8 protein-coding genes are annotated in these 15,093 nt (G+C 60.8%); 4 read left to right on the top strand and 4 right to left on the bottom strand.

Going from position 1 to position 15,093, the window contains the following annotated elements:
* Positions 1-91 precede the first annotated feature (91 nt).
* Together recO and pdxJ are read left to right on the top strand one after the other, a co-directional pair.
* Complete coding sequence (gene recO, locus AC1DVH_RS09170) at positions 92-775, top strand: DNA repair protein RecO (protein WP_477753517.1); 684 nt, start codon at positions 92-94, stop codon at positions 773-775.
* Positions 776-827: 52 nt separating this feature from the next.
* The gene (gene pdxJ, locus AC1DVH_RS09165) at positions 828-1,574 is read left to right on the top strand and encodes a pyridoxine 5'-phosphate synthase (protein ID WP_477753516.1); all 747 of its coding nucleotides are present in this window, start codon (positions 828-830) and stop codon (positions 1,572-1,574) included.
* A 123-nt stretch (positions 1,575-1,697) separates the two neighbouring features.
* Here pdxJ and mltF read toward each other — a convergent pair whose 3' ends face one another.
* Positions 1,698-3,158 (bottom strand): membrane-bound lytic murein transglycosylase MltF, encoded by a 1,461-nt coding sequence (mltF, locus tag AC1DVH_RS09160; RefSeq protein WP_477753515.1) that lies wholly within the window; start codon positions 3,156-3,158, stop codon positions 1,698-1,700.
* Between the two features lie 285 nt (positions 3,159-3,443).
* Here mltF and purL point away from each other — a divergent pair, with 285 nt between their 5' ends.
* Together purL and AC1DVH_RS09150 are read left to right on the top strand one after the other, a co-directional pair.
* Entirely contained in the window at positions 3,444-7,340 is a 3,897-nt protein-coding gene (gene purL, locus AC1DVH_RS09155) for a phosphoribosylformylglycinamidine synthase (RefSeq protein ID WP_477753514.1), read from the top strand.
* A 5-nt stretch (positions 7,341-7,345) separates the two neighbouring features.
* On the top strand, positions 7,346-7,657 hold the full coding sequence (locus tag AC1DVH_RS09150) for an NGG1p interacting factor NIF3 (protein WP_477753513.1): 312 nt from the start codon (positions 7,346-7,348) through the stop codon (positions 7,655-7,657).
* Positions 7,658-7,743: 86 nt separating this feature from the next.
* On the opposite strand, the gene AC1DVH_RS09145 is transcribed toward AC1DVH_RS09150, so the two are convergent.
* The 3 genes from AC1DVH_RS09145 to AC1DVH_RS09135 form a co-directional block, all read right to left on the bottom strand.
* The gene (locus AC1DVH_RS09145) at positions 7,744-13,497 is read right to left on the bottom strand and encodes a membrane-targeted effector domain-containing toxin (RefSeq protein ID WP_477753512.1); all 5,754 of its coding nucleotides are present in this window, start codon (positions 13,495-13,497) and stop codon (positions 7,744-7,746) included.
* A 304-nt stretch (positions 13,498-13,801) separates the two neighbouring features.
* Positions 13,802-14,305: a L,D-transpeptidase family protein gene (locus AC1DVH_RS09140; RefSeq protein ID WP_477753511.1), complete on the bottom strand. Its 504-nt coding sequence runs from the start codon at positions 14,303-14,305 to the stop codon at positions 13,802-13,804.
* A 121-nt stretch (positions 14,306-14,426) separates the two neighbouring features.
* Entirely contained in the window at positions 14,427-14,978 is a 552-nt protein-coding gene (locus AC1DVH_RS09135; RefSeq protein WP_477753510.1) for an NUDIX hydrolase, read from the bottom strand.
* Between the last annotated feature and the right edge of the window lie 115 nt (positions 14,979-15,093).

Raw genomic sequence — 15,093 nt, 5'->3', positions numbered from 1 at the left:
ATATCAGGCCCTCATCGCGAGCAAGCTCGCTCCCACATTGGTTTCAGGTTGTATGTAAAACTGCGCTCCTTCATTGAGACCTGCGATTTCCATGTCCCAACCCCTCGCCCAACCCGCCTACGTCCTCCACTCCCGCGCCTACCGCGAAACCAGCGCGTTGGTGGATTTCCTGACGCCGCAAGGCCGGCTGCGGGCGGTGTTGCGCAGTGCGCGGGGCAAGGCCGGGACCTTGGCGCGGCCATTCGTGCCGCTGGAAGTGGAGTTCCGGGGCAAGGGTGAGCTGAAGAATGTCGGGCGCATGGAAAGTGCCGGCGTTTCCACCTGGCTCAATGGCGAGGCGCTGTTCAGCGGTCTTTACCTCAATGAACTGCTGATTCGTCTGCTGCCCGCCGAAGATCCGCACCCCGCCGTGTTCGATCATTACGCCGCCACTTTGCTCGCCTTGGCCGAGGGCCGCGCGCTAGAGCCGTTGCTGCGTTCCTTCGAGTGGCGCCTGCTCGATGACCTCGGATACGGATTCTCACTGACCACGGATATCCACAGTGATGCCATCGCCCCCGACGGCCTCTATCGTTTGCAAGTGGATGCGGGGCTTGAACGTGTCTACCTGCTGCAACCCGGTCTGTTCAATGGCACTGAACTGCTGGCCATGGCCGAAGCCGACTGGAGCGCACCGGGTGCTTTATCGGCAGCCAAGCGCCTGATGCGCCAAGCGCTGGCCGTTCACTTGGGCGGTCGACCGTTGGTTTCCCGAGAGTTGTTTCGAAAGCCGTAAATTCCCCGTGTATGCTGTGCACCGAACTTTCTCTTCTTCTGGAGCGCTTTCCGTGACCACCAGCACCCGTATTCTTCTTGGCGTGAACATCGACCACGTTGCCACCCTGCGTCAGGCCCGGGGCACCCGTTACCCGGACCCGGTCAAGGCAGCACTGGACGCGGAAGAGGCGGGCGCTGACGGCATCACCGTGCACCTGCGCGAAGACCGTCGGCACATTCAGGAGCGCGACGTTCTGCTGCTCAAGGACGTGCTGCAAACCCGCATGAACTTCGAAATGGGCGTCACCGAAGAAATGATGCAGTTCGCCGAACGCATCCGCCCAGCGCACATTTGCCTGGTGCCGGAAACCCGTCAGGAACTGACCACCGAAGGTGGCCTGGACGTGGCAGGTCAGGAAGCGCGGATCAAGGCGGCGGTCGAGCGCCTGTCGAAGCTCGGCTCCGAGGTGTCGCTGTTCATCGATGCCGATGAGCGCCAGATCGAAGCCTCCCGCCGTGTCGGCGCGCCTGCCATCGAACTGCACACCGGGCGTTATGCCGATGCCGAGACGCCGACTGAAGTCGCCGAAGAACTCAAACGTGTGGCCGATGGCGTGGCCTTCGGCCTGGCCCAGGGCCTGATCGTCAATGCCGGCCATGGCCTGCACTATCACAACGTTGAAGCCGTGGCGGCGATCAAGGGTATCAACGAGCTGAACATCGGCCATGCGCTGGTGGCCCATGCGCTGTTCGTTGGCTTCAAGTCGGCTGTTTCGGAGATGAAGGCGCTGATTCTGGCGGCGGCTGCCAAGGCCTGAAGAACGACACGAAATCCTGTGGGAGCGAGCTTGCTCGCGATGAGGCCCTTTCAGCCACATAAATGGTGGCTGTCAGACCGCTATCGCGAGCAAGCTCGCTCCCACATTGGTATTTGGGCGGCCTTAAAGCGGTGCAGGCTCCTGCGCCGGCTTGGTCTTGTCGATCCCCGGAACAAGCAGTTTGCCCTCGGCGACCTGGTCGCCTTCAAGCTGCGGCTGCGTGACCCAGGTCAGGATGTCGTAGTAGCGACGGATGTTCGCCACGAAATGCACCGGTTCGCCGCCACGGGCGTAGCCGTAACGGGTTTTGCTGTACCACTTCTTTTCCGACAGGCGCGGCAGGATCTTCTTCACATCCAGCCATTTGTCCGGGTTCAGCCCTTCCTTGGCCGCCAGTTTGCGTGCGTCATCCAGGTGGCCGCTGCCGATGTTGTAGGCCGCCAGAGCAAACCAGGTACGGTCCGGTTCCTGAATCGAACCGTCGAGCTGGTCTTTCATGTAGGCCAGGTACTTGGCGCCGCCCATGATGCTCTGCCTGGGGTCCAGGCGGTTGGACACGCCCATGGCCTGCGCGGTGTTCTGGGTCAGCATCATCAGGCCGCGCACGCCGGTCTTGGACGTGACGGCCGGTTGCCACAACGACTCCTGGTATCCGATGGCCGCCAGCAGGCGCCAGTCGACTTTCTCTTTCTTGGCGTACGACTTGAAGTGCTGTTCGTACTTGGGCAGGCGTTGCTGCAAGTGTTGGGCAAACGTGGTGGCGCCCATGTAGCCGAGGACGTCGACATGCCCGTAGTAACGATCCTTGAGGCGTTGCAGGGTGCCGTTTTTCTTGACCTCGTCGAGGTACTCGTTGATTTCGTTGAGCAGGCTGTTGTCGTCGCCCGGCGCGACGGCCCAGCTCTGGTTGCTGGCGTCACCAAGGTCGAAGGCGACACGGATGTTGGTGAAGTACACCTGGTTCATCGCTACTTCGTTGGAGTCGACCAGGGTCAGGTCGATCTGTCCTTCGTCCACCATGCGCAGGAGATCGACGACCTCGACTGCGTCAGACTCTTCGTATTCGATGCCGGGAAATTTCTGTTTCAGCTGTGCCAGTTGTTCGGCATGGGTGCTGCCCTTGAGCACCATGATCTTCTTGCCCACCAGATCCTTTGCGTCGGTCGGCCGTGACTGGCCGTTGCGGTAGATGATCTGCGGGGTGACTTCCAGATAGGAGTGCGAGAAGCGCACCTGCTTCTTGCGCTCTTCGCTGCTGACCAGGCCGGCAGCCGCCAGTACCGGTCCATTGGGCTTGCCGACCTGGTTGAACAGGTCATCGAGGTTGTCGGCGGTCTCGATCTTGAGCTCGACCCCCAGATCGTCGGCGAAGCGCTTCACCAGCTCGTATTCGAAGCCGGTTTCACCGTTGCGATCCTGAAAGTAGGTGGCGGGGCTGTTTCGGGTAACCACCCGCAGCACACCATCCTCCTTTACGCGCTCGAGCGTGTTGGGTTTATCAACACAGCCACCGAGCATCAGGAAGAGTCCGGTTGCGATCAGCCATTTGGCGTACCGCGGACGCAAAGCCGTTGGGAAAAACATCTGCGCAGTATACGCAAAGGACCACGGGCGCCATATCTCGACAGTGAGGGGGTTGTCTGCTAGAGATCACAAAAACGGCTGAAACCCCCAAGAAATGGGCCTTGCCTGCATTTTTTCGCAGTAAAAATAAGCTGTTGTCACACACCCGGTTAACCTGACTTTAGAGGCAGAAACACAGATCGAGACCCGAGTGCAACCGTGCGTAGCGTTTCGGGTGCTGTCGCGGGCTGTTTAGGCTAGAATGCACGGCCTCAAAGCACACCCCTTCCCGAGGCTGTCCCGAAGATGTTGATCCTGCGCGGCGCTCCTGCCCTTTCTGCCTTTCGCCACAGCAAACTCCTTGAGCAACTGAGCCAGAAGGTTCCGGCTGTCAGTGGCCTGTATGCTGAATTCGCTCACTTCGCCGAAGTTACCGGCGTCCTGACCGGCGACGAACAGCAGGTGCTTGCGCGCCTTCTGAAGTACGGTCCAAGCGTTCCGGTACAAGAACCGACCGGTCGTCTGTTTCTGGTGCTGCCGCGTTTTGGCACCATCTCGCCATGGTCGAGCAAGGCCAGCGACATCGCTCGCAACTGTGGCCTGGCGAAAATCCAGCGCCTGGAGCGCGGCATCGCGTTCTATGTGGCCGGCCAGTTCAGCGACGCTGAAGCTCGGTTGATCGCCGACGGTCTGCACGACCGCATGACCCAGATCGTCCTGGGCAACCTCGAACAGGCCGCCGGTCTGTTCAGCCACGCCGAACCGAAACCCCTGACCGCCATCGACGTGCTGGGTGGCGGCCGCGCCGCGCTGGAAAAAGCCAACACCGAGCTGGGCCTGGCCCTGGCCGAAGACGAGATCGACTATCTGGTCAATGCCTTCGTCGGCTTGAAGCGCAACCCGCACGACATCGAACTGATGATGTTCGCCCAGGCGAACTCCGAGCACTGCCGTCACAAGATCTTCAACGCCAGTTGGGACATCGACGGCCAGAGCCAGGAAAAAAGCCTGTTCGGCATGATCAAGAACACCTACGTGATGCACAGCGAAGGTGTCCTGTCTGCTTATAAGGACAACGCTTCGGTGATCGTCGGCTCCGTGGCCGGTCGTTTCTTCCCGGACCCTGAGACCCGCCAGTACGGCGCGGTGCAGGAGCCGGTGCACATCCTGATGAAGGTTGAAACCCACAACCACCCGACCGCGATTGCCCCGTTCCCGGGCGCATCCACCGGTTCCGGCGGCGAGATCCGCGACGAAGGCGCGACCGGCCGTGGCGCCAAGCCAAAGGCTGGCCTGACCGGTTTCACCGTGTCCAACCTGCAGATCCCGGGCTTCGAACAGCCGTGGGAAGTGCCGTACGGCAAGCCTGAGCGCATCGTTACCGCGCTGGACATCATGATCGAAGGCCCGCTGGGCGGCGCTGCGTTCAACAACGAATTCGGTCGTCCGGCCCTGACCGGCTACTTCCGTACCTTCGAACAGTCGATCACCACCCCGCACGGTGACGAAGTTCGTGGTTACCACAAGCCGATCATGCTGGCTGGCGGTATGGGCAACATCCGTGAAGAACACGTCAAGAAAGGCGAGATCCTGGTCGGCTCCAAGCTGATCGTGCTCGGCGGCCCGGCGATGCTGATCGGCCTGGGCGGCGGCGCGGCTTCCTCCATGGCCACCGGCACCAGCTCGGCAGACCTGGACTTCGCTTCGGTACAGCGCGAAAACCCTGAGATGGAACGTCGCTGCCAGGAAGTCATCGACCGTTGCTGGCAACTGGGCGACAAGAACCCGATCAGCTTCATCCACGACGTGGGTGCGGGCGGTCTGTCCAACGCCTTCCCGGAGCTGGTCAACGACGGCGACCGTGGTGGCCGTTTCGAACTGCGCAACATTCCAAACGACGAGCCGGGCATGGCCCCGCACGAAATCTGGTCCAACGAATCCCAGGAACGTTACGTCCTGGCCGTCGGCCCGGCGGATTTCGAACGCTTCAAGGCGATCTGCGAACGTGAGCGTTGCCCGTTTGCCGTAGTCGGCGAAGCCACTGCCGAACCGCAGCTGACCGTCACCGACAGCCACTTCGGCAACAGCCCGGTGGACATGCCGCTGGAAGTGTTGCTGGGCAAAGCCCCGCGCATGCACCGTTCGGTGGTTCGTGAAAACGAACTGGGCGATGATTTCGATCCGTCGACCCTCGACATCGCCAACTGCGTCGAGCGCGTCCTGCATCACCCGGCCGTGGCGAGCAAGAGCTTCCTGATCACCATCGGCGACCGCACCATCACCGGCCTCGTGGCCCGTGACCAGATGGTCGGCCCGTGGCAGGTGCCGGTGGCCGACGTTGCCGTCACCGCCACCAGCTTCGACGTCTACACCGGTGAAGCCATGGCCATGGGCGAGCGTACTCCGCTGGCACTGCTGGACGCTCCGGCGTCGGGCCGCATGGCCATCGGCGAAACCCTGACCAACATCGCCGCTTCGCGCATCGGCAAGATCTCCGACATCAAGTTGTCGGCGAACTGGATGTCCGCTGCCGGTCACCCGGGTGAAGATGCACGCCTGTACGACACCGTGAAAGCGGTCGGCATGGAGCTGTGCCCTGAGCTGGGCATCACCATTCCGGTGGGCAAGGACTCGATGTCCATGGCCACGCGCTGGAACGATGAAGGCGTGGACAAGTCCGTGACTTCGCCGATGTCCCTGATCGTGACCGGTTTCGCGCCAGTGACTGACATCCGTCAGACCCTGACCCCGCAACTGCGCATGGACAAGGGCACCACCGACCTGATCCTGATCGACCTGGGCCGCGGCCAGAACCGCATGGGCGCCTCGATCCTCGCGCAGGTTCACGGCAAGCTCGGCAAGCAGGCTCCGGACGTCGATGACGCCGAAGACCTGAAAGCCTTCTTCGCCGTGATCCAGGGCCTCAACGCCGACGGCCACCTGCTCGCTTACCACGACCGTTCCGACGGTGGTCTGTTGACCAGCGTTGTCGAGATGGCGTTCGCCGGTCACTGCGGCCTGAGCCTGAACCTCGACGGTCTGGCGGAAACCTCCGCCGACATCGCCGCGATCCTGTTCAACGAAGAACTGGGCGCCGTGATCCAGGTTCGTCAGGACGCTACCCCGGACATCCTTGCGCAGTTCAGCGCTGCCGGCCTGGGTGACTGCGTGTCGGTGGTCGGTCAGCCGATGAACAACGGCGAGATCAGCATCACCTTCAACGGCGAAACCGTATTCGAAGGCCAGCGTCGTCTGCTACAGCGTCAGTGGGCCGAGACCAGCTACCAGATCCAGCGTCTGCGTGACAACGCCGACTGCGCCGAGCAAGAGTTCGACGTGCTGCTGGAAGAAGACAACCCGGGCCTGAGCGTCAAGCTGAGCTACGACATCAACCAGGACATCGCCGCGCCTTACATCAAGAAAGGCATTCGCCCACAGGTTGCCGTACTGCGTGAGCAGGGCGTCAACGGTCAGGTGGAAATGGCGGCTGCGTTCGACCGCGCCGGTTTCAACGCGATCGACGTGCACATGAGCGATATTCTGGCCGGCCGTGTCGACCTGAACGAGTTCAAGGGCATGGTCGCTTGCGGTGGCTTCTCGTACGGCGACGTACTGGGTGCCGGTGAAGGCTGGGCGAAATCCGCGCTGTTCAACAGCCGTGCCCGCGATGCGTTCCAGGGCTTCTTCGAACGCAACGACAGCTTCACCCTCGGCGTGTGCAACGGTTGCCAGATGATGTCCAACCTGCACGAGCTGATCCCGGGCAGCGAGTTCTGGCCGCACTTTGTGCGCAACCGTTCCGAGCAGTTCGAAGCCCGTGTTGCCATGGTGCAGATCCAGGAATCGAACTCGATCTTCCTGCAAGGCATGGCCGGTTCGCGCATGCCGATCGCCATCGCCCACGGCGAAGGTCATGCCGAGTTCGCCAGCGAAGAAGCACTGCTGGAAGCCGATCTGTCCGGTTGTGTGGCGATGCGTTTCGTCGACAACCACGGCAAGGTCACCGAAAGCTACCCGGCCAACCCGAACGGCTCGCCGCGCGGGATCACCGGTTTGACCAGCCGCGACGGTCGCGTAACGATCATGATGCCGCACCCGGAGCGTGTGTTCCGCGCCGTGCAGAACTCGTGGCGTTCGGATGACTGGAACGAAGATGCACCGCTGATGCGTATGTTCCGTAATGCTCGCGTGTGGGTTAACTGATAGCCGTGTACAAGCTCAGCTTTTTTGTTCCAGCCAGTCACGTCGAAGACGCGAAGAGTGCCGTATTCGCCGCCGGTGGCGGACGGATCGGTGCTTACGATCACTGCGCATGGCAGGTGTTGGGCCTGGGTCAGTTTCGCCCACTGGACGGCAGTCAGCCGTTCATTGGCGAGGCAGGGCAGGTCGAACAGGTCGAGGAATGGAAAGTCGAGCTGGTGGTGGCGGATGAGTTGATTCGCTCGGTGGTGGCGGCTTTGAAACAGAGTCATCCCTACGAGACGCCGGCTTATGAAGTGTGGCGGTTGGAGGATTTCTGATCTTCCTGGCTGCTGAAATGAGAAACCCGCTGAAAGAGATTTCAGCGGGTTTTTTGTTGGACGTGATAATAGGTGACTGGCGCCGATTACGGCGCTGGCGTCAGGGGAACGTCTGCCTTGAGTGCTTCGATCAGCATGTTTTGGTACTCGAAGTGTCGTGTCGACATGTCCCAGCGGTCGATAAAGAACAATCCGTTATCGTCCACCTGAATCGGTGTGGAAACAATTTCACCGCTGCGGGAACGGTGCAACAGGTTGGTCTCGGCAGCCGAGGGGCGTTCGATCAGGAAGTGCCCCGCCTGGCGTAATCTTGACCTGTCGACAGGTGCAAAGGGCGCGGGAACTCGTTGCCGGGCGTTGCTGACTTCCAGTTTGAAGTCACTGCGTATCGCCCTCCAGCCAGGCCCCGTGAGATCGGTTTCCCAGTACCCGAGGTGAATGCCTCTGGACAGTGACGGCGCGCAATCCCTGACATGCAGGCTGACCGTGCCCAGGATTTCGGCCAGTCCCGATGCGCCTTGGTAGTTATTAGTGTGGGCGCTGCCGATGAAGGCAATCCACTTATGGGGGCCGTGTGCCGCCTGGTCGGCCAGGATGACCCGGGAAGCGAAGTAGTTGAACATCTGGTTGCGGGCTTTTTCCGGATCAGGCAAGCCCTTGAGGTGATAGCTGGCGGTACAGTCCAGCGCCCTGATGCGGATGCCATATTTGTTGGCGGCCTGGATGACTTCCGAGTAGTTGTCAGAGCCATTGTAGAACGGCATATGTCCCCGATCCTGGGCTTTCAGGTAGGCCTTGAGGTTGTCGGGAAACCGCTGGGTTTGATGGAATACCTCCAGTTCAGCCTGGTGCAGGTCGGTGAGCAGGTGTTCGACGTAGAGCGTCTTGTAGCCCTGCTGCTTCAACTGCTTCATCTGCTTTATCAGAAATGCCTTGCCCGACTCTGCCGAGTGAGTCTCGCCAATCACCAACCCCGGCAGGCGGCTTTCGCTGATTTGTTTCAGGAACGACTCGGGCGTGGTGCTGGTGCTGATCGTTGGCAACGTTGGCCTGGCAGGCGGAACATAGTCGGCAAAGAAGCTCTTGGCATTGGTATTCAAGTTTCTGCGTAGCTTGATGAATTCAGAGAACGCTTCAGCTCGCGTTGGCTGGGACKGTGCGTAGCGAGAGTCCAGGCCGCGCGGTTGGTCGCTCATGCGGGCGATCTCATCTCTTAGCGACGGTGCAATATCGAAGTCGTTGAAATGGCCAGTGCTGACGACGGATGTAGAGGCAGCTGCCGAGATGGGTTCGGGTGTCTTGTACGGTGTTTGCAGGGTCATGTGGTAGTCACCTTTGGCGAGTGCATCACCTGGTATCTTGCCGGGGGTGTCTGACCAGATGCCCACCGGTTGATTCAAGCCGACGTCTTCGATGCGCAGCGCAACCGCATTGGTCAAGTCAGCCAGGCCAGGTGTCCCGTTGTATGTGGTCATGCGCGAGCGATCGACCAGGGCGATCCAGCGTTCGTGCGGTGCATCGGCCATGTCGGCTTCAATGACTTTGTGCGAGTAGTAGTTTCTCAGGCTGTTGGGCTGGGGCGTGGTCGGCGAGCTATCGCCCATGAGCAGGACATCGTCCAGTCGATAGGAGGTCGAGGCGTCCAGCGCCTTGATTTGCACGCCTTTTTCCCTGGCCTTGCGTACGAGGGCCAAGTAAGAGTACTCGGCGTCTTCTGCGATGCCGAAGGACCGGTCTATGGCCTTCAAATGTTCTTTGATGTGCCGCCATGATTTCCCTTGGTTGGACTTTTCAAGCTTGAACTTGAAAACATCCCCTGGCAGGAACTCCACATACAGGCGCTTGAAACCTTGCTCGACCAGGGCATTCATGTTGGTAATCAGTGCCTGCTTGCTGGCGATGGAGCCTGGCACGGCACCGATGACCAGGTTCCTGTTGCCGGCAAAGGCATCGTTGACGATCAGTCGGGCCAGCGGGGTACTGGCCTCTACGGCAGGCACGGTGGCGCGAGCGGGCAGCGTGTCGAGGTAGAGGAAGAAGTTGTCCGCGTCCTTGGTCAGGCGTTCGACCTGTTGCAGGTAAACCGTGCGTAACGAACGCAGTTCATTGGCGGCACTGCCCAGCACGGTGTCGACTAGACCTTGGTCAATATCGGCTGCCTGGCTGATCATGAGCGCCCGCATCTGCGGGTTCATGACCGGCTCAAGCCTGCTCCAGTACTTCTGTTGCATCCCATAGTCTTTTGACGGCCCGGGGGTTTCAGGCACTGCTTGGTATTTCGGCGCGCCGCCGGAAACCCCGGTGCGGGTCCAGATGCCCTCGGCGTTCGGTGCGGCCAGGCGCGTGGTCGAGACCCATTTGCCGCTGACCGGGTCGTGGCGATACAGCAAGTAGCGGCCGATCACATCCGGGGTCTTCGGCGCCCAGAGCACCTCGCCGTTGAACAACACCGGTTGCATGCCTGCAGGTGCCAAGGGGGCGGTTTCCAGCTGGCTGATCAGCTTCATCGCCCGGCCTTGCTCGGTGCTGGCAACTGCCAGGCGTGATGATTTGCCGATGGGTTTGAACAAGCGCAGGGCCGGACGCAGGTCGGTGAAGAGGGCGCCGGCGCTGTTGAACAGATACCCGGCGAAGTGCTCAAGGGCGGCCGAGGTTTCGCCCTGGTTGTACGCGTGCAGGGCGAGCATGCCGTCCTTGAAAGCCAGAAGCAGGCCAACACTCAGGCTCAGAACCGGGAAAGGCGCAGTGGCGATGGCGGCCACGAACTCCACRCACGTCCAGAGCATGCTGGTGATCATCTGAGTGCGGTTAGTGGTGGTGGCGGTCACTTCGTCGATCTTGCGTTGCAGCTTCATGTTGTACAGCAAACGGCGCAGGTCAAGCACCGGAGGCAGTGCCCGGGTCGAGTCGTAACGTGGGGGGCTGGGGGTGGTTTTATCCAGGTCCTCAGGCAGCCCTTGTTTGGCCGCCTCCAGAAATGCCTGGATCCGGCCCCGGGATTGAACATCGACACGCAGGGTGAGGTAGCGGATGAAGTCGGGGAGTTTTTTCAGCAGGTAATTGAACTGCCTGGCTTCGCGAAAGGCGATGCCGTCGGGGGCATGGGGCGTATAGAGCAGCACCGGGTTGTCAGCGTGGCTGAACAGGTAGGTGTCGATGACCCATTCGCCGTCGACCAGCAGGCGATGGATGGCGTAGTTGCCGCGAGTCTCCAGCGACGTGTCGCCCATACTGGCGATGCAGCGCTCAAGCCATTGCAGGTCAACTCCGGCGATGTGTCCTTGCAGGCGACACTCCAATGCGGCACTGAGCATCTGTCGTTGAGTAATGGCCAGCACCGCATTGCGCCTGAAAGTAAACGCCGGGCTGCCCGGGTCCAGCAACTCGGCCTTGACCTTGTCGACGTAGCGCTGGCCAATCCAGGCGCCGGTGACCGAGCGCGCGACGGCTTCTGGATTGGCGTTCAGGGTGCTCAGGTCAACGCCTTGCGGGCCCCTGTACCTTGCCGAGCGGGAGAATTTTTCGTCGAGAAAACCGACGCCATCGGCGTAGCCATCACGGTAGAGCTGGGTATACGTCATGGGCGCCGGTGTCCGGGTGCCGAGTGCGGAGGGTGAATAGGCCCATACGGTGTCCGGGTCGACATCGTTCTGACGGCGACCCAGCAGTTGGTTCAAGCGCTCCCTGGCCTTTTCATGCAGGTAGGCATCGAAGCTTTGGAAGCGGGCTTCGGACTGTGGAGGGTCGTTGTAGGTCTGCAAGCTGCCTTCTGCATCCCCGGCCAGGGTCGAGAGCCTTCGCCTGACATCAATGGTGGCTGAGCGATACCAACTCGGCGTATTGAATTCGTAGTTATCGATACGTGTGGCGAGTACATGATCAGCCATCGATTTCAGGCTCTGGCGATAGTTGCCAGCGTTGAACGTGATCTTGTTGTAATCCTGGGCGTGAAACTTCAGGCTCAGACCGCTCAAGAGGTGCTTCATCGAGTTGCGAAGGCGCAGTGGTACCTGGCGGATCAAGTAGTCGGTCATGGTGCCGGGTGGGGCCTTGAGGCCGTTGTCCAGGGTCCAGCCGAGGATGTGCTGCTGGCACGCAAGCTCGCTGTCGAATGCCTGGAACTGGTGCTCTTGTGGTGCCTCGGGGGTGCAGAGCAGCACGCGGTTGACCGTCCCCTTGGCATCGGTCTGGCGCATCATCCAGAGGTCCTGAAGTTGCGCACCGTGCAGCGACAGGACGCTGGCGCCCAGGGTGGCCGCGCTCAGTCGCGCATCGGTACCCTGGCGCAGGCGCTGGATCGCCTGGTAGTCGTCTTCGCGAATGTGGCCTTGCAGGAAGGCGGTGTAGGCCAGGGCGTTGATCCGCTGGTCGAGCATCTGCTCGATGGCGCTGCTGAACTCGGGCCGGGCGTGCAGTTCTCGTTGCACCTGTGCAAAGTCGAACCGAGGTTGCAGGGTCATCAACTGTTGCACGATCCACGCTGGGGTCAGGTCTTGGTACGCATCGGGCAAGGGCGCTCCGTTATACGTAAAGGTGGTCTTCGTCAGAAAGTCGCAGCCAGGCAGTTCGTCGCCGGTATGCAGGCCCCGCAAGGCCAGGTCGATCAGGTTGCGATTGTGTTCATAGTGGCCGACGCTGGGCACAAGCCGTTGGGTTTTGACCTGTAGGTGCTCCGGGTTCAGGTCGTGAATCTCCAGGTCATCGCTCAACCGCTCCAGCCATTGAAAACGGGCCAGGGCTTGGGGGTTCGCGGCGGGGCCCAACAGATCGAGCAGGTGTTGGCGTGCCCGGTTGTAACTGGCCAGATGTTCAGCCAGCGTGGCCCGGTGTGCCTCGCTGGCGCTGCGATACCAATCGGGTGCGCTGTAGCGCAGCAACCGTTCGAGCAGGCGTTGGGCGCGCAGTTCCAGACGGGCACCGAGGTCGGGCAGGGCGCTGCGGATCGCGCGGTCGAGGGCCGCGATCAATTGGGCAGGGTCGTGCTGCGGGTTGTCCACCAGGCTCAGGGCCCGGTCGATATCCTGGGTGCGCTTGGCGATCAGTGCACCGACGGTGTGTTCGAACAACGGCTGGTCGTCGATGGGTGATAGTTCCAGGGGCCAGATTCCGGCGGGGCTCAAGGCGTGGTAGCGCGTGGGCAACCTGTCGATGAACTCACTGCGCCCGCTGGCGTGCTCCATGTTTTGCCGCAAGTGGGTGTTGAGTTCGGCCAGGGTGTTGAACGATTCGATCCCTCGCGCAGGTGTGAACAGCAAGACTTGGCCGACGTCCTGCGCGCTCATCAGGTCGTTGACCACAACGCTGTTTTTTTCTGTGGCGACAAAGGCACCGGCCAGCTCGACCTGTTGCGCCTGGTAACTGAACTGCAAGGCGTACAGGCCTGGACGCAAGCTTGGGGGCAGCGCCACGCTTTCGAGCATCGTGCCTTCTTGTGGGTGCAGCAGGCGATCCTGGACGCCGAGCCTGGCCTCATGCTCCAGGGCGGTGAACCCGGCTTCGAAGGTCATGTAGGATTTGAGTGACCTGCCATCGATCTGCCCACGCAGGTCCATGTCCATCAGATGCGTGTTCAAGGTGCTCTTGAGAGTGGTGAGCAGAGTCTGGCCTTCCGAGGTTTTCAGGTCGTTGTTGGCTAATCCTTGATAGTTGGTTTTTGCCTTGCTCAGGAACTGTTCCCGGTAGCGCTTGAGGATGCCGTCCAGGCGTTCCAGGTAGCGTTGTTCGGCTGTGGGTTTATGGTCGGGCAGCAGTGGGGTTTGGGCGTTGAGCAGGTGATGGCCGATTTGGTTGAGGTAGCCTTTGATTTCCTCAAAAGACGGTGGGGGGGTGGGTGTGCTCATGGAAACGGTCTCAGTCGGTAGAAAGAGCCGGCAGCATGGCGAGGAAGAGGGAGGAGGTGGTGGTACATATGTATGCCACGATTTGGCGGGAGTATCGCGATACATGCTGGGAGCCTGCTCGCGATAACGGCCTGTCAATCACAGACTCGGGGTTGGTTTGAAGTGGTATTAGAGGTGGGGATTTTGAAGGCAAGGATCGCAGCCTGCGGCAGCTCCTACGGGATTGGTATCAACTCCGTAGGAGCTGCCGCAGGCTGCGATCTTTTTAATTTATTTTTTTCGGGCGACCAACGGTCGTGGGGGATTACGGGCGGATTTCGATCATCGTGCCGTCGGGCACCAGGTTCCAGACTTCGCGCATGTCCATGTTGCGCATGGCGATGCAGCCGTCAGTCCAGTCCAGGGTGTGGAACAGGTCTTCCGGGGTGTCTTCGCTGTCCGGGGTGCCGTGGATCATGATCATGCCGCCGGGCTCGACGCCTTCACGACGGGCGCGGGCCGAGTCGCTGATGTTCGGGTAGGAAACGTGCATCGCCAGGTTGAAGCGGTCGCTGACCTTGCGCCAGTCGACCCAGTAGAAACCTTCCGGGGTGCGCTTGTCGCCTTCCATCAGCTTGGGCCCCTTGGGACGCTTGCCCAGGGAAATGCGATAGGTCTTGAGCGGCTTGCCGTCATTGATCAATTGCAATTGATGGGAAGACTTGAGAATCAGGATCTTCTCGATGACCTTGCCGTCCAGGGTTTCCACGGCAGAAGCCTGGGACACCGTGACAAACGACAAACAGAACAGGGCAAGCAACCAGCGCATTGAAACGATTCCCCAGGAGGTGTCGCGACTATTTATGTATAGAAGTTTTTGCAGGAGCTGCCGCAGGCTCGTGCCGCGTTCGGGCGATCTTTCGGCGCCTTTGTGTGATGCCGAGATGACATCAGATAATGGCAGGCTGAGCAAGTGGCGGGATCGATTCAGACCGAACGGGATAGACCTCGGTCCGCCGGTCAGCGAAGAAGCATTCTAAGGTACGACCCACCGTGCGGAAAGCCAGCTCATCCCATGGAATGTCCGCTTCGTCGAATAGTTGCACTTCCAGGCTCTCGGGGCCGGCAGAGAAGTCCAGGTCCGCCAGTTCGGCCCGGAAGAACACATGCACCTGGCTGATGTGTGGCACGTCGATCAGGGTATAGATGCTCAGGTTGCGCACCCGGGCGCAGGCTTCCTCGGCGGTTTCGCGAATGGCTGCCTGCTCGATGGTTTCGCCGTTCTCCATGAAACCGGCGGGCAGGGTCCAGTAGCCGCGACGTGGCTCGATGGCCCGTCGGCACAGCAACACCCGGGTGCCCCAAGTCGCCACGCAGCCGGCGACGATGTTGGGGTTCTGGTAGTGAATGGCCTGACAGCTGTCGCAGACAAAACGCAGGCGCGAATCGCCTTCGGGAATGCGCTGGGTCACCGGGTTACCGCACTGGCTGCAAAATTTCATGCTGGGGTTCCTGAATGCTGCGCCTATCTTGGCGTGCGGCAGTGTCTGTCGGCAAGTTGTCGTTTCGCGACATGGGGCTGCTGCGGGGGTTGGGCGACCGCAGCGATTGGTGCAT

The organism is Pseudomonas sp. P4_C3, assembly GCF_056402075.1.
This window is presented reverse-complemented; position numbering and strand designations above follow the sequence as displayed.

Bases quoted from the DNA above. Each gene is read 5' to 3' on its own strand.
- AC1DVH_RS09135 (WP_477753510.1), bottom strand. From the start codon at position 14,978: ATGAAATTTTGCAGCCAGTGCGGTAACCCGGTGACCCAGCGCATTCCC.
- purL (WP_477753514.1), top strand. From the start codon at position 3,444: ATGTTGATCCTGCGCGGCGCTCCTGCCCTTTCTGCCTTTCGCCACAGC.
- recO (WP_477753517.1), top strand. From the start codon at position 92: ATGTCCCAACCCCTCGCCCAACCCGCCTACGTCCTCCACTCCCGCGCC.
- mltF (WP_477753515.1), bottom strand. From the start codon at position 3,158: ATGTTTTTCCCAACGGCTTTGCGTCCGCGGTACGCCAAATGGCTGATC.
- AC1DVH_RS09140 (WP_477753511.1), bottom strand. From the start codon at position 14,305: ATGCGCTGGTTGCTTGCCCTGTTCTGTTTGTCGTTTGTCACGGTGTCC.